Here is a 25,894-nt window from a genome sequence, read left to right as displayed (position 1 = left end):
GCCAGAGCCGGTCAGGTTGCAGCTTGGCCGAGGCCGGGGGCGCGTAACCTAGGGATTGTCCTTGGCGTAACCAAGGGTTCAGCGCGGAAGAATGCCCCGACACACGTAGCCCAGCACCTTGCCCTGCGCGGTGTCCCATTGCAGCGCACCGCTTTGCGGCGAAGAATTCGTGCCGCTGCTGATCGTGCGGCCATCGGGTGCGACGATCGACCAGCTCACGATACGGTGGCGACCGCCCGCGCAATTGACGGCGCGCCTGTAGTAGAGCGTGGTGCCCTTGGAGTAGGCCCCGCGCCGCGACTGGAGCACGTTCGCCTCGATGTAGGTGCGGGTGTTTCCGGCGATCCGGATCGATGCCGTGTCGACGAGAACCGCGCGGCCCAACGTGCGCTCGACATCGCGGGCGAAGAGGCGCTGCCACTGGCCCGGGGGCAGCAGGGCTGCGGCCAAGTTCGCGGGCAGGGTGAGGGCGGCGAGCGCCAGCGCGAGAGACACAGTCTTCACAGCGGGTTGCCGTTCTCGTCGCGGTAGATGTCGCGGCGGCCGACGTGGTTGGCCGGGCCGACGTAGCCATCGTTCTCCATGCGCTCCACCCACTTGGCCGCGGTGTTGTAGCCGACGCCCATCTGGCGCTGGAGCCAGGAGACCGAGACCTTCTGGTTCTCGAAGACGAGCTGGCAGACCTGGCGGTACTTGCGCTCCTCGGGCTGGTCGGAGGCGGTCGCGTCCAGGTCGTCGAAGCCGAAGCTGCCTTCCTCGGGCTCCTCGGTCACGGCCTCGATGTATTCGGGCTTGCCCTGGCCTCGCCAGTGGTCGGCGACGTGCTCGACTTCCTCGTCCGAGACAAACGGCCCGTGGACGCGCTTGATGGGGTCGGTGCTGGGCTTGTAGAGCATGTCGCCCTTGCCCAGCAGCTGCTCGGCGCCCTGTTCGCCCAGGATCGTGCGGCTGTCGATGCGGCTGGTGACGGCGAACGAGATACGGGTCGGCAGGTTGGCCTTGATGACGCCGGTGATGACGTCGACCGAGGGGCGCTGCGTCGCCATGATGAGATGGATGCCCGCCGCGCGGCTCTTTTGCGAGAGGCGCTGGATGAGCACTTCGATTTCCTTGCCCACGGTCACCATGAGGTCGGCGAGCTCGTCGACGATGAGGACGATCTGGGGCAGGACTTCGTAGTCGAGCTGGTTTTCCTCGTAGAGTGCTTCGCCCGTCTCGGCATCGAAGCCGGTCTGGACCCGGCGGCCGAGCGGCTCGCCCTTGGCCGCGGCCTTGCGCACCTTTTCGTTGAAACCGGCAAGGTTGCGCACCGAGACCTCGCTCATCATGCGGTAGCGCCGTTCCATCTCCTCGACCGCCCACTTGAGCGCGCGCACCGCCTTGGGCGGCTCGGTCACCACCGGCGAGAGCAGGTGGGGGATATCGTCGTAGCTCTTGAGTTCGAGGACCTTGGGGTCGACCAGGATCAGGCGGCACTGCGCGGGCGTCAGACGGTAGAGCAGCGAGAGCAGGATGGCGTTGAGGCCGACCGACTTACCCGAGCCGGTCGTACCTGCGACCAGCAGGTGGGGCATGGTGGCGAGGTCTGCCACGACGGGTTCACCCGCGATGTCCTTGCCCAGGATGATCGGCAGCATGCCCTTGTGGTGGGCGAAGGCCTCCGAGGCGACCATCTCCTTGAAGGAGACCATCTGGCGGTCCGCGTTGGGCAGTTCGATGCCCATGACGGTGCGGCCCGGGATCGAGGAAACGCGCGCCGAGATCGCGGACATGTTGCGCGCGATGTCGTCAGCGAGACCGATGACGCGGCTCGACTTGATGCCGGGCGCGGGTTCCAGTTCGTACATGGTGACGACCGGGCCGGTGCGTACCGCGGTGATCTCGCCCTTGACGTTGAAGTCGTCGAGCACGGTTTCGAGAAGACGCGCGTTGCGCTCGAGGCTGAGCTTGTCGATCACCTTGTCCGAGCCTTCGGGCGGATCGGCAAGGATGTCGAGCGAGGGCAGCTTGTATTCGTCGAACAGGTCGGTCTGGCTCGATCCTACGCCGATCTGTGCAGGCTTGGCCGCGCGCTGGCTGTCGACGATGGCGGGCGAACGGCGCGGCGCGGTGTCGGAAAGGCCCACGGCCGCGCCGCTGCGGGCGTCCTCGCGCGCGGCCTTGGCCGGAGCGTCGGGCTCGAAGGAAAGGGCGTCCTCCTCGTCCTCGCTGGTTGCACGGCCCTTGCGCCGGGCCTTGGGCGCGCGGGGTTCCTTGCCTTCGCGGGAGAAGCGCGAGGGGGAGGGAAGCGCTTGGGGCAGGCGACCGATGCGGCCGGGAAGCGAGAGCAGGCGCGCCCAGTCGAGCGCGAAGACACGGCCCACAAGCGTGAGCCCCACGACGAAGAACACGAGCGCGACGCCGATCTTGATCCAGACCACGGCGGCGGCCGGGGCCAGGCTGGCGAGGGCGTCAATGAGGAAGGCCCCCAGGAGCCCGGACATGCCCCCCATCGAAGCGGGCAACGTGCCGCCGGGCTCCGAGAACCACAAGGAGAGCACCGTCGTGATCAGCATCATCGCGAGCACCAGCATGGCAACCGGCTTCCACCAGCGCTGGTCGGATGGCTCGGCCTCGGCGTCCTCTTCCTCGACCAGCAGCCAGAGCTTGCGGGCAAAGACATAGAGGAGCGGGACGAAGAGCCAGGCGACGGGCCCGAAGTAGAACAGGAACTGGTCGGCCACCCAGGCCCCGACCGGGCCCATCCAGTTCTGCACATCGCCGCCCGCGGCGGTCGAAGCGGACGGGTCGGTCTGGCTGTAGGTGGCAAGCGCCGTGATCAGGAACAGCATGGCGGCAAAGAGCACCACCGCCCCGCCCAGTTCGCCCGCGCGGCGCACCGAGCGGCGAAGCACGGCGCGCCAGTCCGGCTTGCCCGCGCGCTGTCCGGAGCCGATTGCCCGAGATGCCATGATCGAATTCCCGCGTACGTTAAAAGTGGCCGTGAAGGCGCCAATCATGCGCAGGCGCGCCCGTTTACGTCAAGAACAGAGGGGGAATCAGGCTGTGGGCGGATGGCGCGAATCGCGGGAAAGTCCGTCGATTGCGGCCCAGCGTGCGATGCCCCGGGCCCGGGCGCGGTGGGTATTCATTCCCCCAAGGGCGATGACAGGGACCTGCGCGCGCGCCGCGATGGCGCGAAAGCGCACGGGGCCCAGCACCTGCCCGCCCGGGTGCGAGCGCGTGGCGAAGACGGGCGAGAGCAGCACTGCATCGGCGCGCGCGGCGTGGGCGGCGCGCAATTCGGTGAGCGAGTGGACGGTGACGAGCCGCAGGCTCTGCGCCCCCGGTGCCAGCAGGCGCGCGCGGCCATAGGCACCATCCGCGCCCCACTGCCGGGCCTTTGCAACATTTCCGGCAAGGATCACGGTGTGGCCGTGGGCCCGCGCCGTCCGGGCAAGCCGGGTGAAGCGGGCGCGCCGGTCCGCCTCGCCCAAGTGGTAGTGGCGATAGATGAAGCCCGATCCCCGTGGCAGGCGGGCGAGGGCGCGCTCCAGTCCCGCCTCGTTGCGCGCATCGCTGATGAGCCAGAGCCGGGGAAGGGGCCTTGCTTGTGGCTTGCGCGGATTCGATGGGTGGCAGTTCGGCACGGGGACGCTATAGCAGCGCGCCATGAATGAGCCAGTCACTCCCCTTCGCGAGGTGCGCGAAAGCATCGATCACGCGGCCCGTATTGCCCAGCGCGAGACTTCGGGCATCGAACTCATCGCCATTTCCAAGACTCACGACGCGGAGGCGATCCGACCTCTGATCGAGGAAGGTCAGCGCGTGTTTGGCGAGAACCGCGTCCAGGAAGCCCAGGAAAAGTGGCCGGCGCTGCGCGAGGAATACCCCGATCTGGTGCTGCACCTCGTCGGCCAGCTTCAGTCGAACAAGGCCGAGGACGCGGTCGCGCTGTTCGATTGCATCCACTCGCTCGATCGCCCCTCGCTGGTGAGCGCGCTGGGCAAGGCGATGGCCAAGGCCGGGCGCCAGGTGCCCTGCTTCGTGCAGGTCAACATCGGCGACGAGGACCAGAAGGGCGGATGCGCGATTGCCGATGTGCCGGCATTGCTGGAGGCCGCGCGCGAGGCGGACATTCCGGTGATCGGCCTGATGTGCGTGCCGCCGCTCGGCATCGAGGCGGCACCCTTCTTCGCGCTTCTCGCCAAGATTGCGCAGGAGAACGGCCTCGACCAGCTCTCGATGGGGATGAGCGGCGACTTCGAGACGGCGATCATGCTGGGCGCGACCCACGTGCGCGTCGGCTCGGCGCTGTTCGGCGCGCGCGACTGAGCCGGAGCGGGCTCCCTGGCTGCGCGCCGGTTTATCCGCGCGCGGTCAGGAGCGCGATCCCGAAGGCCACGAACAGGCCGCCGGTCAGCTTGTTGAAGAGGTTTTTCACGCTGGGGCGTTCCAGTGCGCGCCCCATCGAACGTCCGCCCAGCGCATAGGTCATGTACCAGAAGCTCTCGATCACGGCGAACGTGGCGAGCAGCACCGCGAACTGCGGGCCGGTGGGCTGGGCAGGGTCGATGAACTGGGGCAGCAGGGCGGCGGCAAAGAGGATCGCCTTGGGGTTGCTCAGCGAAATCGCGAGTCCACCACGGTAGAGTGCCCCTGCACCGAGCCGTGCCGGGGGCAAGTTCTTCTCGGCCACATCCAGCAGGCCCGCCCGGGTGCGCCAGGCCTTGATTCCGAGATATACAAGGTAAGCCGCGCCTGCATAGCGCAGCGCCGTGAACAATCCGGGCACCGCCACCAGCAGGGTCGAGAGACCCGCGACCGACGCGGTCAGCAGGATCATCAGCCCTGAAAGGCAACCCGCCATAGCTGCGAATGTGCGCGCCAGGCCGAAATCGACACTGCGCGTCAGGATATGCAGCATGTTCGGGCCGGGCGTGGCGCTGATCGCAAAGACGGTCAGGGCAAAGAGCCACCAGGTCTGGAGGGTCATGGGGGTGTCCGTGAAAGCGACTAAGCCGCGCGGGAGAGCGAAGCTCCGGCGCGGCGTAGCTGCGTGTGATGGGCGATCAGTTGGGCGTGTCGAGCTCGTTGCCCGTGAGCGTGACGATGTGCAGCAGGTTGGTCGAACCCTTGGTGCCGAAAGGCACGCCCGCCAGCACCACCAGCTTGGTTCCGGCCGCGCCGAAGCCGTGGCGCAGCGCCATGCGCTTGCCCTTGGCGATCATCTCTTCAAAGCTGCCGATGTCGCGCGTCATGACCGTGTGCGCGCCCCACAGAAGTGCGCCGCGCCGGGCGGTCTCCTGGCTGGGGGTGAGCACCAGCATGGGGGCTGCCGGACGTTCGCGCGCCACGCGGCGGGCCGAAATGCCCGAACTGGTGAAGACGATGATGCCCTCGATCGGCAGCGTGTCGGCGATCTGGGTGCACGAACCGGCGAGCGCGTCCGCCGTGGTCGCATCGAGCGGCGCCTTGGCGAGGTGGATACGCTCGCGGTAGGTGACGTCGCTTTCCACCTTCACCGCGATGCGGTCCATGATCGTGACCGCTTCGACCGGCCAGTCGCCCGCCGCCGTTTCGGCCGAGAGCATGACCGCATCGGCACCGTCGTAGACCGCGTTGGCAACGTCAGAGACCTCGGCGCGGGTGGGCGAGGGGCTCTTGATCATCGATTCGAGCATTTGCGTGGCGACCACCACCGGCTTGCCCCAGGCGCGGGTCTTTTCCACGATGTGCTTCTGGATCGGGGGCACTTCCTCGGGGAGGAGTTCGACGCCCAGGTCCCCGCGCGCGACCATGATGCCATCGGAGATCTCGATGATCTCGTCGAGGCTCTCCACGGCGGCGGGCTTCTCGATCTTGGCCATGAGCGAGCCCTTGGGGCCCATCAGGCGGCGCGCCTCGGCCACGTCCTCGGGACGCTGCACGAAGGAGAGGCCGATCCAGTCCGCGCCCTGATCCATCGCGAAGTCGAGGTCCCGGCGGTCCTTTTCGGTAAGCGCGGGGATCGGGACGAGCGCATCGGGCACGTTCACGCCCTTGCGGTCCGAGATCGGCCCGCCGACTTCGGCGCTGCACAGGATCTCGTCCGTTTCGGCGCGGATCACGCGCAGCTGCAGCTTGCCATCGTCGATGAGAAGGCGCTGCCCCTTGGTCAGGATGCCGAAGAGTTCGGGGTGGGGCAGGCACACGCGTTCATCGTTGCCCGGCGCCGGATCACGGTCGAGCGTGAAGTGGGCGCCGTGCTTGATGAAGGCCTTGCCGCCCTCGAAGGTGCCGACGCGCAGCTTGGGCCCTTGCAGATCGCACAGGATCGCGATCGGGCGCATCAGGTCCTTCTCAACCGCACGCACGTTGGCGATGGTCTCGCGGTGGGTGTCATGGTCGCCATGGCTCATGTTGACGCGGAAGGCGTCGGCCCCGCGCTGGATCAGCTTGGCGATGGTCTCCTTGTCGCGGCTGGCCGGGCCCAGCGTAGCCAGAATCTTGACCTTGCGCTGGCGCTTGATGCCACGGTGATGCGGAGAACGGCGGTAGGGGATGCTTGCCAAGTTTTTTCTGCCTCTTTCGAAACCCGCCGCCCATATGGCAAAGGGTGGCTCCTAAACCAAGATCGAACGGCAGGAATATGGACGAGAAAGCAACGATAGACACGCTTGATGATGCAATTGCGGCAGCCGCGTTCCGCCGACTGGTGCATCATCTGCAACAGCGCCACGATGCCCAGAACATCGAGCTGATGGGCCTCGCGGGCTTTTGCCGCAACTGCCTTGCCGACTGGATCCGCGATGCCGGCTTCGAGGGTGACAAGGCCGAGGCGCGCGCGGTGATCCACGGGATGCCGTTTGCCGAATGGAAGGATAAGTACCAGTCCGAGGCCACGCCCGAGCAGCTTGCGCGCATGGAAGAGAGCCTCAAGAAGAACGCACCGGGCCACTGAACCCGCCGCGCGGCCGACCCGGCGCTCAAGCGTCTTCGGGCCCGATCTGCACGTCCTTGCCCCAGCAGCGTCTTCACGTAGATGCGCTGGACAAGGACGAAGGCGGTGATCGTGAGCGGGGAGGCGAGAAGAACGCCGAGGAAGCCGAACAGCATGCCCGCCGCCAGCACCGCGAAGAGCAGGATCGCGGGCGGGATGTTGACCGCCTGCTTCTGGATCATCGGCTGGAGCACGTTGCCCTGCAACTGCTGCACCAGAAGATAGAGCAGGAGCGTCCACAGCGCCGTCATCGGGGAGACGGTGAAGGCGAGCAGGACGGCCGGGAAGCCTGCGATGACGGGGCCGAGCATGGGAATGACGTCGAGCAGGCCCGCCATGACGCCCAGGCCCGCCGCAGACGGGACGCCCAGAAGTTCCAGCCCGATCCAGCTGAGGAGGGCGACGACGATCGAAGAGACGACCTGCCCCTTCATCCAGCCATTGAGGCCCATGCCGACATCGTCCAGCGCCTCTGCGGCCGTGGGTTCCGCGACCTTGGGAATGAGCTTCAGGAACCCGCGCCGGTAGAGGTCGGGGTTGGCGGCCAGGAACACTGCACCCGCCACCACGAGGACGAGATTTGTAAGCGTACTGCCCACGGTGAGCACGTAGCCGCCCGCCTGCGAGAACACGCCGGAAATCTGTTCACGCCCCTGTTCAAGCGCGTTGCGCACCGTCTCGCCCACGCCCAGGCTGTCGAGCAGGTCCTCGACGCGGGCGATGGCGCCCGGAATGCTGTCGCGGATCATGTCGAACTGGGCGGCCAGTTGCGCGCCGAAGAGGTAGAAGGCTCCGGCAAAGACACCCAGCAGAAGCAGCACGGCCAGGGTCAGGCATATGCCCCGGTTCAGCGGGGTGTGGCGGCAGATCACCCGAGTGATCGCATCGAAGACGACGCCCAGGACGATCGCGGCGAAGACCAGCAGGAGGAAGCTGACCATGCGCACCAGCAGCAGTGCAACGCCGATGATGGCCAGCGCGGTGACGATGGCCATGGCAACCCGCGCCGGTGTCCAGTGTGGAGCGCTGTCGTGCGCGGTGGGGCCTTCCATGGCCGCTTCCCTTTCGTATTTCCGTGGAGGTTCGAGGGGCAAACCACGGGGCCTTCGAGATGTTCCGGCCAGTGCGCGTCAGGCAAGCCGCGGACGGGCCTTGGCAAGATGGGCGACGAGGACGGAGCGCGCCGCTTCGAGAGCGACAGCGAGCAGAACCGTCTGGACCAGCAACGAGGCGAGGATGAGGAGCGAGTGGCGTCCAGCGTAGATCCATTCCTGCGCAAGGTAGGTGCACAGGAAAGGGTGGATCAGCCAGAGGGGAAGCGAACGCTGGCCCAGCCATGCAAGGGACGCGCGGGCCGCAGGCGTACGCCCGCACGCGATGAGGGACGGGAGCGCCAAGGGGCAGGCGACGATCAGGAAGGGGGCAAGCACCTTGGGGGCCGTGGTCTCGATCAGAACGAAGCCTGCGCCAAGAGCGAGCGAAGCGCCCCCCGCAAGGCGCGCCGAGCCAAATTCCTCCTGCCAGCGGGGGCGTCTTTCCAGGTGGGCGAAGGCGAGGCCGTAGGTGAACGGCAATTGCCAGATCAGCAGATTCGTGACCGAGAACAGCGCCGGGTTGAGCTGGCGTCCATCAAGCAGTGCGCCGGTGAGGAAAGCCATCAGCCCCAGGCCGATCAGCCATGGCACCCGATTGGCCGACCGCGCCAGAACGGGGAAGAGCAGGATAAGCGCCAGATAGGTCTGGGCAAACCACCATTCGTAGACGAGTGGCTTTCCCAGCGTGAGGAGCCCCTGCACGCCAAGGTTTCGAGCGATGCGGGCAGGGATTTCATCGCTGGGTGAAAGAAGCGACACGGTCAGGACCACGAGGCCCGCTACGGTGAAATAGAAGGCATAGGTGCCGAGAAAACGGCCCGCCTTGTCCAGGTGCCTTCGCCAGATATCGGGCCGGGCCGTCCCTTGCGCGAAGCCATAGCCGGAGAGGAAGAGGAAGATCGCGACGCAGATCTTGCCAAGCCGGCCCAGGTACACCTCCAGCGGCAGGGCCGCGAGGAGAGGCTCGAACGAACTGGGCGGGCGGATCAGCGTGGGCAGGGCGAACAGGTGATGCGTGAACATCAGGAGGATGGCGATCCCCTTGATCGCGTTCGCGTCAGCACGGGAAATGAGGGGCTGGTGCCCTCCGGCCAAGCCCTGGCCCTGCGCTGGCTCCAGCGCGAAGCCGCAAGGATGCGTGCGAGCCCTTGTGTCCGTCATCGCCATCCCCTGAAGCGCGCATGTGATGGGGCAGGGTATGTCGGAAAGGGCGGTGCGCGGTATGCGAACTGCATCCGTTTTCGCGCACGGTGGGTCTCGAACAGGCTTTCCACAGGATCACCTTTTGCGCAAAGGCCCCGCAGCGGCTATCAGCCTGCGCCCGATCGCCTTGGCGACACCCGATTCTCAAAACTTCTTTCGGAGCTGAAATTCCATGGCCGAAACCGCCGACGACCGCCTTCGCCTGCTGATCGAGCGCATCGAGCGTCTCGAAGAGGAAAAGAAGGGCATCTCGGACGACATCCGCGACGTCTACAACGAGGCCAAGGCCGTGGGCTACGACGTCAAGATCATGCGCCAGATCGTGCGCCTGCGTAAGATGAAGCCCGACGACCGTCGCGAGATGGACATGGTGCTCGAGACCTACCGCAGCGCGCTCGGCCTCGACTGATCCATTCGGGAACGCCGGGGCCACAGGTCCCGGCCGTTCCTCACATCCCGGCGAGAAGAGCCAGCGCCATGGTCGCCGCGTTGGCGCCCGCGTGCTGGAGCATCCCTGCGCCCACGCCCAGTCTCTGACGGGTATAGCCCAGCATGATCCCGGCCCACAGCTGGGGCAGCACCAGCAGTGCGGTCAGCGCCGTGGCGTTGCCGTAGTTGAAGATGTGGATCCCTGCAAAGACCAGCGCGGCCAACCAGTAGATCGCCGGGTATGCGCGCTGGAACCAGGTGGGCGCAGGTCGGCGACGCAGCGCGAACCAGCCCAGTCCCGCCACGACACCCAGCGCCAGCAGTAGCCCTGCAATCCACAAGGGGCCAAGCCCATGGGCCTGGCCCGCGATGACGACGGCCCCCAGAAGTCCGCAGCCCAGCAGCCACAGCGCGCGCGGGCGCCCGCTCTGCCACCCGCGAAACAGCATTTCCTCGATGATCGGCGCGGCAATCACCGTGACGGGCAGCAGCCATCCGGCCGGCAACTGGTCGAAAGCGTCGGGCGGCGTCAGCCCAAGCTGGCTCTGCAGGAGCGCGGTCAGCGGCAGGGTGATCAGCAGCAGAACCGCGACGTGGAGTATATAGAGGACGCCCAGCACCTTCCAGCTGGAAAGTCGGCGCAAACCCCCCGGGGAGAGCACGCGCGGGCGGCGCACGAAGCGGGCAAGGTCGGCCAGAATGGCGACGATGCCGGGCGAGGCGGCGGATGCCAGGGGAACCGTTGGGCGTGTCATGGGCTATCTCCTGACCGATAGATTCTTGCCAAAGCGTTGTGTTCCCGCTGCATTTCGGGAATGGCCTGGATCACGCACTTACATGGGAGCCTTGCCGATGATTGTCACCACCACTCCACTGATCGAGGGGCAGCCTGTCCAGAAGTACTTCGGGGTCGTGACCGGGGAGGTCATCGTGGGGGCCAACATCTTCCGCGATCTCTTCGCCTCGATCACCGATATCGTGGGCGGCCGCTCGGGCAAGTACGAGCAGGTGCTCCAGCGCGCCCGCAAGGAGGCGCTCGCCGAAATGGAAGCCGAGGCCGCGCGGCTTGGCGGCAATGCCGTCATCGGGGTCGACATCGATTACGAGACGATGGGCAAGACCGGCTCGATGCTGATGGTCAGCTGTTCGGGGACGGCCGTACGGATCTGATCCGCGCGCGTCCCCGGGCCTCGCTCGGGCGTCAGGCGCTGACCCGGGCCTCCTCCTGGCGCAGGTCGAAGTCCGTACGCGCAGCATCGACTTGCGCCATGTTGTCGATCGTCCAGAGATAGAGCGCCTTGAAGGGCGGCAGGAGCGATTGGCCGAGCGGGGTCAGGCCGTACTCCACCGCGACCGGCGAGGCCGGGATGACCTGGCGCTCGACGAGGCCATTGCGCTCCAGCTTGCGCAGGCATTGCGTCAGGGATTTCTGGGTCACGCCTTCCAGATGCCGCTTGATGGCGTTGAAGCGCACGGGCCCGTGTTCGAGGACGGTGAGGACCATCATCGACCACTTGTCCGCGATCTGTTCAAACAGCTTGCGGCTGGGGCAGTCGACCGAGAAATGCTGGCACAGGGGCATCGTGAAACTCGCAGGAGGGCGGTTGGTCGAGGGGCGGTATCCTTGAGGATACCTGGCGAATTGAAGGTGCGTTCTTGAACCCAGGTATCAGATATATACCTAGGCGGGCATTCAATCAATCTCTCCCCCATTCCTCGTTCCGATGGAGCCCTTCCCATGAGCACATCTGCCACCGACATCCTGTTCCAGCCCTTCCAGCGCGGCGGCCTCGACCTTGCCAACCGCATTGTCATGGCGCCGATGACCCGCTCGTTTGCCGAAAACGGCATCGTCGGCCCCGAGCAGGCCGCCTACTACGCCCGCCGGGCCGAGGGCGGGGTGGGCCTGATCCTCTCGGAAGGCACGGTGATCGACCGACCCAACTCGCGCAACGAGCCGGGCATTCCCTTCTTCCATGGTGAGGAGGCGCTCACGGGCTGGAAGGGCGTGGTCGATGCGGTTCACGCCGCAGGTGGCCGGATGGGCCCGCAGATCTGGCACACCGGCTCCACGCGCGGCATGAGCGGCTGGGAACCCGAGACCCCGGTCGAGAGCCCCTCGGGCCTCGTCGGCCCCGGCGATCCGCGCGGCAAGGCCATGAGCGAGGAGGACATCGCCGACACCGTTGCCGCCTTTGCGCGGGCCGCGGCCGACGCAAAGCGCCTGGGCTTCGACACGGTCGAACTGCACGGCGCGCACGGCTACCTGATCGACCAGTTCTTCTGGGACGGCACCAACCAGCGTGAGGACCGCTACGGCGGGGCGACGATTGCCGAGCGTTCGCGCATGGCCGCCGAAGTGGTCGCGGCCGTGCGCGAAGCGATCGGCCCGGACTTCCCGCTCATCTTGCGTCTCAGCCAGTGGAAGCAGCAGGATTACTCGGTGAAGCTTGCCACCACGCCTGCGGAAATGACGTCCTGGCTGGCCCCGCTCGTCGATGCGGGCGCGAATGTCCTGCACTGCTCGCAGCGCCGCTTCTGGGAGCCCGAGTTCCCCGAGATCGATGGCGAGCAGGGCCTGAACTTCGCCGGCTGGGCCAAGAAACTCACCGGCGCGACCACGATCAGCGTCGGCTCGGTCGGCCTCTCGGGTGAGTTCCTGGCCGCGTTCGGGGGCGAGACGTCCAAGGCAACGGGCCTTGAGCAGCTGACCGCGCGCATGGAGCGCGACGAGTTCGACCTTATCGCCATTGGCCGTGCGCTGATTTCCAACCCCGACTGGGTCGCCAAGGTGCGCGGTGGCGAGGCGGACGGGCTCAAGGGCTTCGATCCGGCCGCGCTTGCCGAACTGGTCTGAGCAGAGAAGACGAGGACTTCTTTCAAGGGGCCATCGCCCCTTGACCCCGGACCAGGCAACCTCACATCCCTCCGCCAGGTCGGGGCAGGGAGGTGAGGCTGACAGTTTGGGGAGCCCGAGGGCGATGGCCCCCGGAAGCATCTTCCTGACCTGGCCTGCCGGTCCCGGCGTTTGCGCGAGCTTCGCCGGGATCGCGTTTCCCCACGCGGGCCGTGTCGCCCTGCGCGAGGCGATGGGGCTCGCGCAGGTGGGCATTTACCGCGAGGTCGGCTGGAAGATGGGCGCCTGGCGCGACGTGGGATGGTGGCAAGTGTTGCTCTAGGTGGCAGGCTTGTTGTAAGGGCGCCCAACTCGAATTTCCAACGGACTCGCCCCGTACCGCCGCGCGCTGGCCTTCTTGGCCTGGCAAGAGCCTCGGTTACATGCGGCGGGCACAAGACAAGAGCGGACCCGATGGCAGGCCATTCCAAATTCAAGAACATCATGCACCGCAAGGGTGCGCAGGATAAGAAGCGCTCGGCGCAGTTCAGCAAGCTGAGCCGCGAAATTACCGTGGCCGCCAAGATGGGCATGCCCGATCCGGACATGAACCCGCGCCTGCGCGCCGCGGTCAACGCCGCCAAGGCGCAGTCGATGCCCAAGGACAACATCCAGCGCGCGATCGACAAGGCCTCCAAGGGTGATGCCGAGAACTACGAGGAAGTGCGCTACGAGGGCTATGGCCCGGGCGGCGTCGCGATCATCGTCGAGGCGCTGACCGACAACCGCAACCGCACCGCGACCAACGTGCGCACCGCCTTTGCCAAGAACGGCGGCAACCTGGGGGCAAGCGGTGCAGTCTCGCACGGCTTCGAACGCCTCGGCCTGATCGAGTACCCGGCAAGCGTCGGCGATGAGGAAAAGGTCCTCGAAGCCGCCATCGAGGCGGGCGCCGACGATGTCGAGAGCGAGATGGGCGATGGCGACGAGAACCCGGGCAGCCACGCGATCTGGTGCGCGCCTGAAGCGCTCCACGAAGTTGCAGGTGAACTCGAGAAGGTGCTGGGCGAAGCTGAAGGCGTGAAGCTGGCCTGGCGTCCCAACCTCAAGGTCGATGCCGACGAGAACACCGCGGGCACGCTTCTCAAGCTGATCGACACGCTCGACGACGACGACGATGTCCAGACCGTCTGGGGGAACTACGAGATCTCCGACGAAGTTATGGAAAAGCTGGGTTAATTCGGCTGATGCCGGGCTGCGAGCGGCCCTGTTCTGCGCGTCCGGTGCTCACGTACCCTAAGGTACGCTGCGCGCCGGTTCTTGAACAGCACCGCTCTCGCTCCGGCCTGAGCCGAACTGGACGTGGTCTGAAATGATCATCATCGGGCTCGATCCCGGGCTTACCTGCACGGGCTGGGGAATTGTCGCCAAGAGCGGCAGCCGTCTCAGCCACGTGGCCAACGGGCAGATCCGTACCAACGCCAAGGCCTCGATGGCCGAGCGTCTGGTCGAGCTCGACAGCGCGCTGCTCGACGTCATCCTCCACCACCGGCCCGATACCGGCGCGGTGGAGGAGGTCTTCGTCAACGTGAACCCGCAATCGACGCTGAAGCTGGGCCAGGCGCGCGGCGTTGCCATGCTCGCCATCGCGCGCGCGGGGCTGCCGGTGGCCGAATATTCGACCAAGATCGTCAAGAAGGCGCTCGTCGGCACCGGCGGGGCGGACAAGAAGCAGATCCAGCATATGCTCAAGGTCCTGCTGCCCGGTGTCCAGCTTGCGGGCGAGGACGCCTCCGACGCGCTTGCCGTCGCAATCACCCACGCCAACATGCTGGGAAGCCATCGCTAGGCACTAGCCGGTTTGGTCTGGTCATGCCGGGGCGTTCCTGCCATAGGAACAAACCATGATCGCGAAGCTGACTGGATTGCTGGATGACACGGGCCCCGACTGGGCCGTGATCGATGTGAACGGCGTGGGCTATCTCGTCCACTGCTCGGCGCGCACGCTCGACCACCTCGGCATCCGGGGCGACAAGGTCGTGGTGCACACCGAGATGCAGGTGTCCGAGACCGACCAGCGCCTGATCGGCTTCACCTCGGCGGCCGAGCGCAACTGGTTCCGCCTCCTCACCGCCGTGCAGGGGGTGGGCTCGAAGGTCGCGCTCGCGATCCTCTCGGTCCTGACCACCGAAGAACTCCAGCGCGCCTGCGCGGGCGGGGACAGCGCCATGGTCGCGCGCGCCAACGGGGTCGGCCCCAAGCTCGCCACGCGCATCGTCAACGAATTGAAGGAGAAGGCGGGCGGCATGCCGGTTGCCCCCGGATCGCCGGGGATTGCGGCCTCGGGCGTTGCGGGCCCGGCGGGCTCGTCCAGCGCGGACGCCGTCTCCGCGCTCCAGAACCTGGGCTTCAAGCCCGCCATCGCCAGCACCGCCGTCGCGCAGGCCGTGGGCGAACTGGGCGAGGATGCCGGGCTCAACGACCTTGTGCGCGTTGCGCTGAAGAAGGCGGCGGGGTGAGGCGCGCGTCGTTTCTCCTGGCGGCTTTGATTGCGCTGCTTCCGGCCGCGGCCATTTCTGCGCCTGACGCCCGCACGGGGCCAGTCTTTACCGAGTACGGGCGGACCTTCTTGGTTGAACCGGACCTGCCGATCCCGGCCGACGCCGAGTTCAAGGTTGCCTTCGATATCTCGGCGGCGGCGACACCGGGTGAGGTGAACCGCCATATCGACAGCGCGGCGCGCTTCATCAACATGCAGGTGGCTGCCGGTGTGCCGCGCGAACGCATTCATGTCGCGCTCGTCGTGCATGGTCCGGCAGGCGCGGACCTGCTTGCGCCAGAGGCGTACGCTGCGCGTAGCGGCGGGGCGCAGAGCGCCAACGCGCCATTGGTCCGCGCGCTCCTCGATCACGGCGTTCGGGTGATCCTGTGCGGGCAGAGCGCGGCGGCCATGGGCCTTGCCAAGGCCGATCTCATTCCGGGTGTGGCGCTGGCGCTTTCGGCCATGACCGCTCACGCCCTCTTGCAACAGGACGGCTACACGCTGAACCCCTTCTGATGACCGACAATCCCATCCTCTCGCCCGCGACGCAGCCCGAAGACGCCGATGCCGCGTTGCGCCCCAAGACGCTGTCCGATTTCGTCGGGCAGGAGGCGGCCAAGGACAACCTCCACGTCTTCATCGAAAGCGCCAAGTCGCGCCGCGAGGCGATGGACCACACGCTCTTTTTCGGCCCGCCGGGGCTGGGCAAGACGACGCTGGCCCAGATCGTCGCGCGCGAGCTGGGCGTGGGTTTCCGCGCCACTTCGGGGCCGGTGATCGCCAAGGCAGGGGACCTTGCCGCGCTGCTCACCAACCTGGAACACGGCGACGTCCTCTTCATCGACGAGATCCACCGTCTCAATCCGGTGGTCGAGGAAGTCCTTTACCCCGCGATGGAGGACCGCGCGCTCGACCTCATCATCGGCGAAGGGCCCTCGGCGCGCTCGGTGCGCATCGACCTGCCGCCCTTCACCCTGATCGGCGCGACGACCCGCCAGGGCCTGCTCCAGACCCCCTTGCGCGACCGTTTCGGCATTCCGGTGCGCCTGCAGTTCTACACCGTGCCTGAGCTTGAGCACGTGGTGACGCGTGGCGCCAATCTGCTGGGCATCGGCATGGACAAGGGCGGCGCGACCGAGATCGCGCGCCGTTCACGCGGGACCCCGCGCGTGGCCGGACGGCTCATGCGCCGTGTGCGTGACTTTGCCCATGTCGCGGGCTCGGACGTCATTACCCAGGCGATTGCCGACGACGCGCTGACCCGCCTTGATGTCGATTCGATCGGTCTCGACATGCAGGATCGGCGCTACCTCATGATGATCGCGGATATCTACAAGGGTGGCCCGGTGGGCGTCGAGACGCTGGCGGCGGGCCTCTCCGAGCCGCGCGACACGATCGAGGAAGTGATCGAGCCCTACCTCATCCAGCTTGGGCTCGTGGCGCGCACCGCGCGCGGGCGCTGCCTCAACGACCGGGGCTGGCAGCACCTGGGCCTGACGCCTCCGGCAGGGCCGCAGGGCGGGCTTTTCGATTCGTCCGCAGGTCCGCAGGCCGACTGAAATCACGCAGGACACCCGGGGGCAGGCGTTTACCCTTGCCCCCGAAACAAGTCCCGTTTCGAAACACATGGTTAGAAACAGCCGCGCAATTGCGCGATAATTGGCTGTAGCTGGACGAAAACAGGGTTAACGCCGTTGCCCTGTTAACGCCTCTCTGCCTTGAGTGTGCTAGCAACCGCATTCGAGCAAAGCATCCGGGAGAGCCGTAGAGGCGCAGTCCGCAAGGGCTGCACGACCTGCGCAGAGAGCAACGTTTATGTCGATCCGTACCGCCATTGCCAAACTGTCCGCCTGCGCTGCGGGCTGCGCCGTGATCGGTGGAGGCGCGGTTCACGTTGCCGAGACCCAGTCGGAGACGACCGAGTACCGCAAGCTCAAGCAGGCGAAGGTCGCACGTCCGGCAAAGCGCCTCATTCCCAAGGAAAGGCCGCGCACCACCCGCCGCGTGCGCGAAATCGTCAAGCCGCCCGAGGACCCGCCGCTGGCGATGGTCCCGGTGCCCCCGCCCTACATTCCGCCCGCCCCGACCCCGATGCCCGCAGGCGGCAGCGGCGGTACCCCGGTGGTGATTGGCGGCGGTCCTGTCGGGGGCTTTGGTGGCGGTTTCTTCGGAGGCTTCTTCGGAGGCGGCGGGTCGAGCGGCGGCAACGTTGTCATCACCTCGACCACGACCGGTGGCTCGACGTCGAGCAGCTCGTCTTCGTCCAGCTCCAGTTCCTCGTCGTCCTCGTCCTCCTCCTCATCATCCTCTTCGGGCGGCGAGGGTTCGACGACGACCAGCACCAGCACTTCGACCAGTTCGGGGGGCGACGATGGCTCGACCACCACGAGCACGTCGACAAGCTCGGGCGGCGACACGAGCACGAGTACGAGCTCCAGCACGTCGAGTTCGACGAGCAGCTCGACCAGCACCTCGACCTCCACCGGCGGCGATACCACCACGACCACTGGCGGATCGACGACCGGCGGGGGCGCGCCGCCAGCACCGCCGCCGCCCACAGATGTGCCTGAACCCCCGATGCTGATCCTCTTCGGGGCTGCGGCCGCCGCGCTCTTCGCCCGCAGCCGCCTGGCGCGCCGGGGCAAGGACACCGTTCGCGCCTGAGGCGCGGTCTGCGGGACTTCCGCGCATTCCAAAAATCAAGGCAGAGGGAAGGAGTGATCCGAGGGCGATTGCCCTCGGGCTCCCCATAATGTCGACCTCAGCTCTCGCGCGCCGCCTTCGCGGCGAAAGGCGAGGGGGCTGATCGTGTCCTGAGCCGGGGCGGCGGGCAATCGGCTTGTCGATCTCTCGTGTGTCGCGGCGAAATCGCGTGCGTGCCTTGCGCTCGACAGTCGTGGGGCCCAAGGGCCAAGGCCCTCGGTATCACTTCTTTCTTCTCCCGTTCCTTTCCTTACCCGTCCCCAAACGCGGAAAACCCCGCCCGGCGTGTGCCGGACGGGGTTTTCGAAAGGCCGGTGAGGGCCTCGGCTGAGCGCCGGATCAGTCGGCTGCGAGCTTGCGCAGCACGTACTGAAGGATGCCGCCGTTCATGTAGTATTCCAGCTCGTTGGCCGTGTCGATGCGGCACAGAGCGGTGAACGTGAAGGTCGAACCGTCCGCACGGGTCACTTCGACTTCGACGTCCTGGCGCGGCTTGAGGTTGGCAACGCCCTTGATAGTGAAGGCATCGTCGCCGGTCAGGCCGAGCGTCTCGCGGGTGTCACCGTCCTTGAACTGGAGCGGAAGCACGCCCATGCCGACCAGGTTCGAGCGGTGGATGCGCTCGAAGCTCTCGACGATGACGGTGCGCACGCCCAGCAGGTTGGTGCCCTTGGCCGCCCAGTCACGCGACGAGCCGGTGCCGTATTCCTTGCCGGCCACGACCACGAGCTGCGTGCCGTCGGCCGCGTGCTTCACCGCGGCGTCGTAGACGGCCATGGTTTCGCCCTTGTACGACGAGTAGCCGCCTTCGGTGCCCGGGACCATCTCGTTCTTGATGCGGATGTTGGCGAAGGTGCCGCGCATCATACTTCGTGGTGGCCACGGCGCGAGCCGTAGGAGTTGAAGTCGGCCTTGGCGACCTGGTGCTCCATGAGCCATTCACCGGCCGGGCTGTCCGCCTTGATCGAACCGGCGGGCGAGATGTGGTCGGTGGTGACCGAGTCGCCCAGGATGAGGAGCGGCTTGGCTTCGATGATGTCCGAAACCGGCGCCGGGGTCATTTCCATGCCCTCGAAGTACGGCGGGTTGGCGACATAGGTCGAAGCCGGCTTCCACGCGTAGGTTTCCGAACCGGTGACGTTGATCGCCTGCCAGTGCTCGTCGCCCTTGTAGACGTCGGCGTAGCGGGCCTGGAACATCTCGCGATCCACGCACGCGTTCATCGTGGTGGTCACTTCCTCGTTGGTCGGCCAGATGTCCTTGAGGAACACGTCCTGGCCGTCCTTGCCGGTGCCGATCGGGGTGGTGGTGAAGTCTTCCACCACGGTGCCCTTCAGAGCGTAGGCGACGACGAGCGGCGGCGAGGCCAGGAAGTTGGCGCGAACGTCCGGCGACACGCGGCCTTCGAAGTTGCGGTTACCCGAGATGACCGCCGAGGCGACCAGGTCGTTCTCGTTGATCGCCTTCGACAGGGGCTCGGCGAGCGGACCCGAGTTGCCGATGCAGGTGGTGCAGCCGTAGCCGACAAGGTTGAAGCCGACGTTGTCGAGGTGCGACTGGAGGCCGGCCTTCTCGAGGTAGTCGGTGACGACCTGCGAGCCGGGAGCCAGCGAGGTCTTGACCCAGGGCTTGGGCTTCAGGCCCAGCTCGTCGGCCTTCTTGGCAACGAGGCCGGCGGCGACCAGAACCGAGGGGTTCGAGGTGTTGGTGCACGAGGTGATCGCGGCGATCATCACGTCGCCGTCGGTCAGCTTGTAGTCCGCGCCATCGACGTCGACCGACTTGCGGTCACGCTTGTAGAGCTCGGCCATGTCCTTGTTGAAGACATCGTCGACCTCGGTGAGGACGACCTTGTCCTGCGGACGCTTCGGGCCGGCGAGCGAGGGCACGACGGTCGAGAGGTCGAGTTCGAGGCTGGAGGAGAAGACCGGCTCGGGGTTCGAGGGATCCATCCAGAAGCCCTGCTCCTTGGCGTAGGCTTCGACCAGTTCGATCTGGCCTTCTTCGCGGCCGGTGAGGCGCAGGTATTCGAGGGTCTTCTCGTCGATGCCGAAGAAGCCGCAGGTCGCGCCGTATTCCGGGGCCATGTTGGCCAGCGTCGCACGGTCGGCGAGGCTGAGCGTGGCAAGGCCTTCGCCGTAGTATTCGACGAACTTGCCGACCACGCCGTGCTTGCGCAGCATGTTGGTGCAGGTCAGCACGAGGTCGGTGGCGGTCACGCCTTCCTTCAGTTCACCCGTGAACTTGAAGCCGACGACTTCGGGGATGAGCATCGAGACGGGCTGGCCAAGCATGGCCGCTTCGGCTTCGATGCCGCCCACGCCCCAGCCAAGGACGCCCAGGCATTGACCATGGTGGTGTGGCTGTCGGTGCCGACGCAGGTGTCGGGGTAAGCGACGATTTCGCCGTTCTGGTCGTTCTCGGTCCACACGCTCTGCGCGATGTTCTCGAGGTTGACCTGGTGGCAGATGCCGGTGCCCGGGGGGACGGCGTAGAAGTTGTCGAGCGACTTGGAACCCCACTTGAGGAAGTCGTAGCGCTCCATGTTGCGCTGGTACTCGATCTCCATGTTCTGTTCGAACGCCTTGGGCGTGCCGAATTCGTCGACCATGACCGAGTGGTCGATCACGAGGTTGACGGGAACCTGGGGGTTGATCTTGCTGGTGTCGCCACCGAGCGCGGCAATGCCATCACGCATCGCGGCAAGGTCGACGACGCAGGGAACGCCGGTGAAGTCCTGGAGAAGGACGCGGGCCGGACGGTACTGGATTTCCGAGCCGGTGACCGGGTTCTTCTGCCAGTCAGCCACAGCCTGGATGTCGTCGGTCGAGACCGTGAAGCCACCGTCCTCGAAGCGCAGCATGTTCTCGAGCAGCACCTTCATCGAGAAGGGCAGGCGCGATACGTCGCCGATCTTTTCGGCGGCTTTCTTGAACGAGTAGTAGGCGACGGTCTTGCCGCCGGCGGTCATGGTGCTCCGGGTACCGAGCGTATCCTGTCCGACCTGGGTCATGTGGGCGTTGTTCCCTTCCTGTGATGTCCGACGCTTGGGTTCACGCCCTTGAACGCATGGTCCTCGGGCGTGTTGCAACGCGACAGACGGGTTCGTCGGCTCGCCGATGCGCGCTGAAAGGCGCAAGGTCAAGAGGCAGGGCCTCCTGCATAGGTCTAGGGGGTAGGTTGTGAAACTTTGTTTCTCGTACCGACCCAGCACCCGACGAGGATCAGAAACGTTCCGGCAACAGTCGCAAGCGCCACGTTTTCGCCAAAGAACAGCCAGCCCAGCAAGGCGGCCCAGACAAAGCCGGTGTACTCGACCGGCACCAGCACTTGCGTTTCGGCGCGCGCGTAGCCCCAAGAAAGCAACAGGTGCGCGAGCGTGGCGAGCAGGGCTCCCGCCGCGATCAGGCCCCAGACCGGGCCTGTGGGCAGGAGGAAGAGCCAGGGGGCGGGCAAGGCCACGAGGAGCGTCGAGAACAGGTTCTGGAACAGCGTGATCTCGCCGGGGCCTGCCAGGAGGGCCTGCTTGCGCTGCAGCACGAGGTTGAAGGCATAGAACACGGCCGAACACAGGACGGCCGCGATCCCCTTCAACGTCTCGGGAGAGGTGTCGAGCGCTCCCAATCGCCCGCCGCCGATCACGATCACCCCGCGATGCCGAGCAGCGAGGCGAGGATCGCCTGGGGGCGGATGACTTCTCCCAGCAGCAGGGCCGCCAGAAACAGCGCGATGATCGGAGAGATGAACGAGATCGCGATTACCTCGGCCATGGGAATGCGCACGAGTCCATAGAAGAAGAGCGCCGCCATGCAGGTGGTCACCCCGGCGCGAAAGGCGTGGAGGCGCAGGCGCGCGAGCGTTGGGCGACGTGAGAAGGGGGTGCTCTCGGGGCGAGGGCCACGCAGGGTCGCGAGCCAGATCGGCAGGGCGAAGAGCGTACCCAGCGCGTTGCGCAGGAGCAGCGCGGTGTAGACGCCCAGCGCGATCGAGGCGCCTTTCATGGCCGCATCCATCGCGCTGAAGGTTCCGATGCCTGCGACCACGGCAAGGACCGGCAGCGCGGCCTGCAGGGCCGATGGGGCCGGTGGGGTGGTATCGGAGGCGGGGGCAGGCTGCGTCATGGCCCGGGTTCTGTGGGTTAAGCGTCGGTTATTCGCAAGCAATTCATCGTAGCGACAGGCGCGATGCGGAACGGACGTGCTATACTGGCGTTCACATCGCCGGATCGGTGGCCGTGATGCGCACGGTCGCTATGCGGCCTACACGTACTATTCGGGCGGATTTCGAAGCAAAATGAGCAGCATCCAGCGCAAGGCCTGTGGCCTTCTTTCGAGTCTTTCGGCGCTCTCCCTCCTGGCCCAGCCGGTGCTGGCGCAGAGTCGTGCGCAGAGCGGCCCCGAAGATATCCTGCCCCGCCCGCATTCGCCCGCCGCGCAGGCCTCTCCCACATCGACGCCGAGCTCCGCGCCTACGCGCGCTCCGAAGAACGCCCCCGCGCCGACCACTGCGACCGTGGTGAGCGAGGGGACGGCCACGCGCACCACGTCCGAGCCGGTGGTGCAGGAACTCTTCCTCTCCGCGCCCGTGCTGCCTTGGAATATCTCGGACGCGCAGGATCTTCTTGCCACGATCCGCGGGATCGGGAGCGAGGGCCTGTTGCCGGCCGATTATCAGCCCGAAGCGCTCCAGGCCGCGATCGCGGCGGGTGAGGGCGATGCGCTCGACGGACTGGCGAGCAAACTCCTGGGCTGGCTGGTTGAGGACCTGCGTGACGGACGCACGCCCATGCCCGCGCGCGTGCAGTGGTTCGCCGTCGATCCCGACCGCGATGAGATGCCCACTGGCAAGGTGATGGCCCAGGCACTGGCCGCGCACGACATTCCCGGCCTCGTTGCCGCGCTGGCGCCGACTGTTCCAGACTACGCTGCGCTCAAGGAAGAACTGGCCGCCACGCCCAAGGCGAAGAAGGACCGGCGTCTCCTTATCATGGCCAACATGGATCGCTGGCGCTGGCTCAAGCGCGATCTGGGTGAAGTCTATCTCCTGACCAACGTGCCCGAGTTCCAGCTGCGCCTCACGGTCAAGAACAAGATCATCCGTACCTACAAGACGGTCGTCGGCAAGCCGGGGCGCACTGCGACGCCGCAGCTGGCCGAAACGGTCACAGCGGTCGTGTTCAACCCGACCTGGACCGTGCCGCAATCGATCGTGAAGGGCGAGGGTCTGGGTCAGAAGGTGCTCAACAACCCGACCTGGGCGCGCAATGCGGGCTACAAGGCCACCAAGGACGCCAACGGCAACGTCTGGGTTGTCCAGCAGCCGGGCCCGAACAATTCGTTGGGCATGATGAAGATCGACATGCCCAACGAGCACGCGATCTTCCTGCACGACACGCCCTCCAAGCAGTATTTCAACCACGAAGTGCGCGCCTACAGCCACGGTTGCATCCGCACCGAACGCGCGGTCGAACTGGGCATGACGATGGCGATCCTGGGGGCTGGCATGTCGGGCAGCGAGGCGGCCGACATCTCGCGCTCGGGCAAGTACACCAAGGTCGAGATGACCCGTACATTCCCGGTATATCTCACCTACTTCACCATCGCGCGCGATATCGAAGGCAACCTCGAAACCTTCGGCGACATCTACGGTCGCGACAAGCCCGTTCTGGAAAGCTTCCAGCAGCCCCGCCAGCTCAAGACCTCCCAGCGCAAGAGCGAGGAAGAAATTATCAAGCTGGATAATCCGCTGTAAGTGAGAAGGATTTGGTTCAAGGGGCCATTGCCCCTTGGACCCCCAAACTGTCTATCTCACCTTCCTCGGCCAAGTTGGCGTGCGCAAGGTAAGGTCGACCGTTAGGAGAGTCCGAGGGCGATGGCCTCTGGAATGTCTGTTCTGCCTCAGAACTGCTGGAGAACGTGGAGGAATTCCTCGCCGTAGGCGTCGAGCTTGCGGCTGCCCACGCCCGTGATCGAACCCAGTTCGGAAAGGCTGGAGGGGCGCATCGAGGCCATCTCGCGCAAGGTCGCGTCGTGGAAGATGACATAGGGCGGAACGCCCTGGTCCTTGGCGAGGTCGCGGCGTAGTTCGCGCAGGGCATCGAAGAGCGGATCGCCGACCGGGTTGGGCGTCTGGTCCGCCCCGCGGCCCCGGCGTCCGCGTTCCTTCTTGGGCGGGCGCACGATCATCACGGCGGCCTCGTTCTTGAGGATCTCGCGGGCATCGCTGCCAAGCGCCAGTCCGCCGTGTTCGGTGGGGATCAAGCTGCCCCGGGCCTGGAGGGCGCGGGCAAGAGCCTTGAGGATCGGCTTTTCCTCCTCGCGCAGGATGCCGAAGACCGACAGCTGGTCGTGCCCGCGCTGGAGCACGCGGTCATCCGTGACGCCCGTCAGCACCTTCTCGAGGTGGCCGAGGCCATAGGTCTGTCCGGTGCGGTAGACCGCCGAAAGCAGCTTCTGCGCCAGCGTCGTCGCGTCGATCACGTCGACGGGTTCCAGGCAGGTGTCGCAGTTGCCGCACTTGGCCGGCGGTTCCTCGCCGAAGTGGCGCAGGAGGACGGCGCGGCGGCAGTCGGCGGTCTCGATCAGCCCGGCGAGCGATTCAAGGCGCTGGCGTTCGCTGTGCTGGCGCGCCTCGTCGACTTCGGCGAGACGCATGCGCGCGCGGGCAAAGTCGTCCGCGCCCCAGAACATGACGGCGACCGAAGGATCGCCGTCGCGCCCGGCGCGGCCCGTTTCCTGGTAATAGCCTTCGATCGACTTGGGGATGCCCGCATGAGCGACGAAGCGCACGTCGGGCTTGTCGATGCCCATGCCGAAGGCGACGGTCGCGACCATCACCATGTCCTCGCTCGCCACGAAGGCCGCCTGGTTCTTCTGGCGGACTTCCGAGGGCAACCCGGCATGGTAGGGCAGGACCGGGCGGCCGGTTGACTTTGCGAGCGTATCGGCAAGTTGTTCCACGCGCGCGCGGGTGGGCGCGTAGATGATGCCGGGCCCCGGGTTCTCGTCGATCACGCCCTTCAACTGGCGTGCCACGCTGTCGCGCGGGCGGATCGCGTAGCGGATGTTGGGGCGGTCGAACCCGGCGACGATGAGGCCGTCCTCGCCGATCCCGAGCTGGGTCAGGATGTCGGCGCGGGTGTGGCGGTCGGCCGTCGCGGTCAATGCGAGGCGGGGGACCTGCGGGAAGGCGTCGAGAAGCGGCTTGAGCAGGCGGTAGTCGGGCCGGAAGTCATGCCCCCATTCCGAAACGCAGTGCGCCTCGTCGATGGCAAAGAGCGAGATGCGGGTGCTTGCCAGCAAGTCACGGAAGGCGGGCTGGCTCGCCCGCTCGGGCGCGATGTAGAGAAGGTCGAGTTGGCCTGCGCGGAACGCGTCGAGCGTCTCGCGCCAGTCGGCATCGACGCTGGTAAGGGTTGCTGCGCGGATGCCGTTGGCCCGCGCGGAGCGCAGCTGGTCGTGCATTAGCGCGATCAGCGGGGAGACGACCACGCAGGTGCCTTCGAGAAGCACGGCGGGCAGCTGGTAGGTGAGGGACTTGCCCGCGCCGGTGGGCATCACCGCCAGCGTGGACTGCCCCTGGAGCACGCGGTCCACCACCTGGTCCTGGACCCCGCGAAAGCCCGAAAAGCCGAAGGTCGCCTGCAGCGCTCGCGCACGCGCTCGGCAGACGGGGGCGCGGCGGGCGTGTTGTCGACGGGCGGGGCAAGGTCGCTCTGCCAGTCATCATCATCGCCGTAGAAGGTCGTCTCGAAGGGCCAGTCGTCGTCGTTCACGGGGGCAGCTTATGGCAGAGCCGGGCCCATCGCGGAACCCGTGCCAGAGGCGCTTTCCTCCGCTTTTCGCCTCTTGGGGCGACTCGCGGGGAGATGGGGGCTTGCGAAGATGGAACGTGCGTTTGCGACGATTGACGGGCACTTTTTCGGCTGCGGCGAGTTTATTTCACGACAACTGGTTCATGGAGATCACATCATGTCGTCTTACGTTTACCATTCCAGTCGCCCGCACGAATCGATCCTGCCGCGGGCGCATCGTGACGCGCATCAGCGCCTCCACACTTATGGTCCGATCCAGCCCATGGACGGTGACCGCGGCCTGTTCGGCCGTCTGCTCGACCGCCTGTTCTGA

Annotated in this window: 25 protein-coding genes and 2 pseudogenes; 14 read left to right on the top strand and 13 right to left on the bottom strand. The window is 66.4% G+C overall.

Annotated elements, in window-relative coordinates:
• Window positions 1-78: 78 nt before the first annotated feature.
• The 3 genes from MBENS4_RS04390 to MBENS4_RS04380 form a co-directional block, all read right to left on the bottom strand.
• Window positions 79-504, bottom strand: coding sequence for a hypothetical protein (locus tag MBENS4_RS04390; protein WP_039389030.1), 426 nt, complete (start codon window positions 502-504; stop codon window positions 79-81).
• Window positions 501-2,951 carry a DNA translocase FtsK gene (locus MBENS4_RS04385; protein WP_039391727.1) on the bottom strand — a complete coding sequence of 817 codons (2,451 nt, stop codon included), beginning with the start codon at window positions 2,949-2,951 and terminating at the stop codon, window positions 501-503. The genes MBENS4_RS04390 and MBENS4_RS04385 overlap by 4 nt, the downstream gene beginning before the upstream one ends.
• An 87-nt stretch (window positions 2,952-3,038) precedes the next feature.
• Window positions 3,039-3,653, bottom strand: coding sequence for a thiamine phosphate synthase (locus MBENS4_RS04380; protein WP_039389029.1), 615 nt, complete (start codon window positions 3,651-3,653; stop codon window positions 3,039-3,041).
• Between MBENS4_RS04380 and MBENS4_RS04375 the strand changes: the two genes are divergently transcribed.
• On the top strand, window positions 3,652-4,314 hold the full coding sequence (locus tag MBENS4_RS04375; protein WP_039389027.1) for a YggS family pyridoxal phosphate-dependent enzyme: 663 nt from the start codon (window positions 3,652-3,654) through the stop codon (window positions 4,312-4,314). The genes MBENS4_RS04380 and MBENS4_RS04375 overlap by 2 nt on opposite strands.
• A gap of 31 nt (window positions 4,315-4,345) precedes the next feature.
• On the opposite strand, the gene MBENS4_RS04370 is transcribed toward MBENS4_RS04375, so the two are convergent.
• Together MBENS4_RS04370 and pyk are read right to left on the bottom strand one after the other, a co-directional pair.
• Window positions 4,346-4,975 carry a LysE family translocator gene (locus MBENS4_RS04370; protein WP_039389025.1) on the bottom strand — a complete coding sequence of 210 codons (630 nt, stop codon included), beginning with the start codon at window positions 4,973-4,975 and terminating at the stop codon, window positions 4,346-4,348.
• Between the two features lie 76 nt (window positions 4,976-5,051).
• Window positions 5,052-6,533 carry a pyruvate kinase gene (pyk, locus tag MBENS4_RS04365; RefSeq protein WP_039389023.1) on the bottom strand — a complete coding sequence of 494 codons (1,482 nt, stop codon included), beginning with the start codon at window positions 6,531-6,533 and terminating at the stop codon, window positions 5,052-5,054.
• 77 nt (window positions 6,534-6,610) lie between these two features.
• On the opposite strand from pyk, the gene MBENS4_RS24585 reads away from it, so the two are divergent.
• Window positions 6,611-6,922, top strand: coding sequence for a DUF1244 domain-containing protein (locus tag MBENS4_RS24585; RefSeq protein WP_084591942.1), 312 nt, complete (start codon window positions 6,611-6,613; stop codon window positions 6,920-6,922).
• Window positions 6,923-7,065: 143 nt separating this feature from the next.
• Here MBENS4_RS24585 and MBENS4_RS04360 read toward each other — a convergent pair.
• Both MBENS4_RS04360 and MBENS4_RS04355 read right to left on the bottom strand, forming a co-directional pair.
• Window positions 7,066-7,902, bottom strand: a pseudogene (locus tag MBENS4_RS04360) (AI-2E family transporter); the annotation flags it as partial.
• Window positions 7,903-8,091: 189 nt separating this feature from the next.
• A complete protein-coding gene (locus MBENS4_RS04355; RefSeq protein WP_159108014.1) occupies window positions 8,092-9,216 on the bottom strand; it encodes an acyltransferase family protein in 1,125 nt (374 codons plus the stop codon).
• Between the two features lie 214 nt (window positions 9,217-9,430).
• On the opposite strand from MBENS4_RS04355, the gene MBENS4_RS04350 reads away from it, so the two are divergent.
• Window positions 9,431-9,667 carry a DUF2312 domain-containing protein gene (locus MBENS4_RS04350; RefSeq protein ID WP_039389019.1) on the top strand — a complete coding sequence of 79 codons (237 nt, stop codon included), beginning with the start codon at window positions 9,431-9,433 and terminating at the stop codon, window positions 9,665-9,667.
• A 40-nt stretch (window positions 9,668-9,707) separates the two neighbouring features.
• On the opposite strand, the gene MBENS4_RS04345 is transcribed toward MBENS4_RS04350, so the two are convergent.
• Window positions 9,708-10,442, bottom strand: coding sequence for a CPBP family glutamic-type intramembrane protease (locus tag MBENS4_RS04345; RefSeq protein WP_039389017.1), 735 nt, complete (start codon window positions 10,440-10,442; stop codon window positions 9,708-9,710).
• A gap of 97 nt (window positions 10,443-10,539) precedes the next feature.
• On the opposite strand from MBENS4_RS04345, the gene MBENS4_RS04340 reads away from it, so the two are divergent.
• Window positions 10,540-10,857, top strand: coding sequence for a heavy metal-binding domain-containing protein (locus MBENS4_RS04340; protein WP_039389016.1), 318 nt, complete (start codon window positions 10,540-10,542; stop codon window positions 10,855-10,857).
• 31 nt (window positions 10,858-10,888) lie between these two features.
• Here the strand turns inward: MBENS4_RS04340 and MBENS4_RS04335 are convergent, their stop codons facing one another.
• Window positions 10,889-11,269, bottom strand: coding sequence for a winged helix-turn-helix transcriptional regulator (locus tag MBENS4_RS04335; protein WP_039389014.1), 381 nt, complete (start codon window positions 11,267-11,269; stop codon window positions 10,889-10,891).
• 156 nt (window positions 11,270-11,425) lie between these two features.
• Here MBENS4_RS04335 and MBENS4_RS04330 point away from each other — a divergent pair, with 156 nt between their 5' ends.
• The 8 genes from MBENS4_RS04330 (at window position 11,426) to MBENS4_RS24580 (ending at window position 17,729) form a co-directional block, all read left to right on the top strand.
• Window positions 11,426-12,544 (top strand): NADH:flavin oxidoreductase, encoded by a 1,119-nt coding sequence (locus MBENS4_RS04330; protein WP_039389012.1) that lies wholly within the window; start codon window positions 11,426-11,428, stop codon window positions 12,542-12,544.
• Between the two features lie 124 nt (window positions 12,545-12,668).
• On the top strand, window positions 12,669-12,866 hold the full coding sequence (locus tag MBENS4_RS04325) for a hypothetical protein (RefSeq protein ID WP_039389010.1): 198 nt from the start codon (window positions 12,669-12,671) through the stop codon (window positions 12,864-12,866).
• Between the two features lie 131 nt (window positions 12,867-12,997).
• Window positions 12,998-13,762 carry a YebC/PmpR family DNA-binding transcriptional regulator gene (locus MBENS4_RS04320; protein WP_039389008.1) on the top strand — a complete coding sequence of 255 codons (765 nt, stop codon included), beginning with the start codon at window positions 12,998-13,000 and terminating at the stop codon, window positions 13,760-13,762.
• Window positions 13,763-13,895: 133 nt separating this feature from the next.
• Complete coding sequence (gene ruvC, locus MBENS4_RS04315) at window positions 13,896-14,372, top strand: crossover junction endodeoxyribonuclease RuvC (RefSeq protein ID WP_039389006.1); 477 nt, start codon at window positions 13,896-13,898, stop codon at window positions 14,370-14,372.
• Window positions 14,373-14,427: 55 nt separating this feature from the next.
• A complete protein-coding gene (gene ruvA / locus MBENS4_RS04310) occupies window positions 14,428-15,042 on the top strand; it encodes a Holliday junction branch migration protein RuvA (protein WP_039389004.1) in 615 nt (204 codons plus the stop codon).
• 110 nt (window positions 15,043-15,152) lie between these two features.
• Window positions 15,153-15,581, top strand: a complete 429-nt coding sequence (locus MBENS4_RS04305; protein ID WP_340140791.1) for a DsrE family protein — start codon at window positions 15,153-15,155, stop codon at window positions 15,579-15,581.
• Entirely contained in the window at window positions 15,581-16,624 is a 1,044-nt protein-coding gene (gene ruvB / locus MBENS4_RS04300; RefSeq protein WP_039389000.1) for a Holliday junction branch migration DNA helicase RuvB, read from the top strand. Before MBENS4_RS04305 ends, ruvB begins: the two co-directional genes overlap by 1 nt.
• Window positions 16,625-16,880: 256 nt before the next feature.
• Window positions 16,881-17,729 carry a hypothetical protein gene (locus tag MBENS4_RS24580; RefSeq protein WP_084591941.1) on the top strand — a complete coding sequence of 283 codons (849 nt, stop codon included), beginning with the start codon at window positions 16,881-16,883 and terminating at the stop codon, window positions 17,727-17,729.
• 378 nt (window positions 17,730-18,107) lie between these two features.
• Here MBENS4_RS24580 and acnA read toward each other — a convergent pair.
• The 3 genes and pseudogenes from acnA to MBENS4_RS27340 all read right to left on the bottom strand — a co-directional run bounded on the left by acnA (window position 18,108) and on the right by MBENS4_RS27340 (window position 21,889).
• A pseudogene (acnA, locus tag MBENS4_RS04285) lies at window positions 18,108-20,781 on the bottom strand (aconitate hydratase AcnA).
• Between the two features lie 155 nt (window positions 20,782-20,936).
• Complete coding sequence (locus tag MBENS4_RS27345; protein WP_340140789.1) at window positions 20,937-21,416, bottom strand: EamA family transporter; 480 nt, start codon at window positions 21,414-21,416, stop codon at window positions 20,937-20,939.
• Entirely contained in the window at window positions 21,413-21,889 is a 477-nt protein-coding gene (locus MBENS4_RS27340) for an EamA family transporter (RefSeq protein ID WP_340140788.1), read from the bottom strand. Before MBENS4_RS27340 ends, MBENS4_RS27345 begins: the two co-directional genes overlap by 4 nt.
• Window positions 21,890-22,061: 172 nt before the next feature.
• Here MBENS4_RS27340 and MBENS4_RS04275 point away from each other — a divergent pair, with 172 nt between their 5' ends.
• On the top strand, window positions 22,062-23,519 hold the full coding sequence (locus MBENS4_RS04275) for a L,D-transpeptidase family protein (protein ID WP_039388998.1): 1,458 nt from the start codon (window positions 22,062-22,064) through the stop codon (window positions 23,517-23,519).
• Between the two features lie 146 nt (window positions 23,520-23,665).
• On the opposite strand, the gene recQ is transcribed toward MBENS4_RS04275, so the two are convergent.
• Window positions 23,666-25,363: a DNA helicase RecQ gene (recQ, locus tag MBENS4_RS04270; RefSeq protein WP_242404772.1), complete on the bottom strand. Its 1,698-nt coding sequence runs from the start codon at window positions 25,361-25,363 to the stop codon at window positions 23,666-23,668.
• Window positions 25,364-25,738: 375 nt separating this feature from the next.
• Here recQ and MBENS4_RS26070 point away from each other — a divergent pair, with 375 nt between their 5' ends.
• Window positions 25,739-25,894, top strand: coding sequence for a hypothetical protein (locus MBENS4_RS26070; RefSeq protein WP_199904340.1), 156 nt, complete (start codon window positions 25,739-25,741; stop codon window positions 25,892-25,894).

This window comes from Novosphingobium sp. MBES04 (assembly GCF_000813185.1).
Classification (GTDB): Bacteria; Pseudomonadota; Alphaproteobacteria; order Sphingomonadales; family Sphingomonadaceae; genus Novosphingobium; species Novosphingobium decolorationis.
This window is presented reverse-complemented; position numbering and strand designations above follow the sequence as displayed.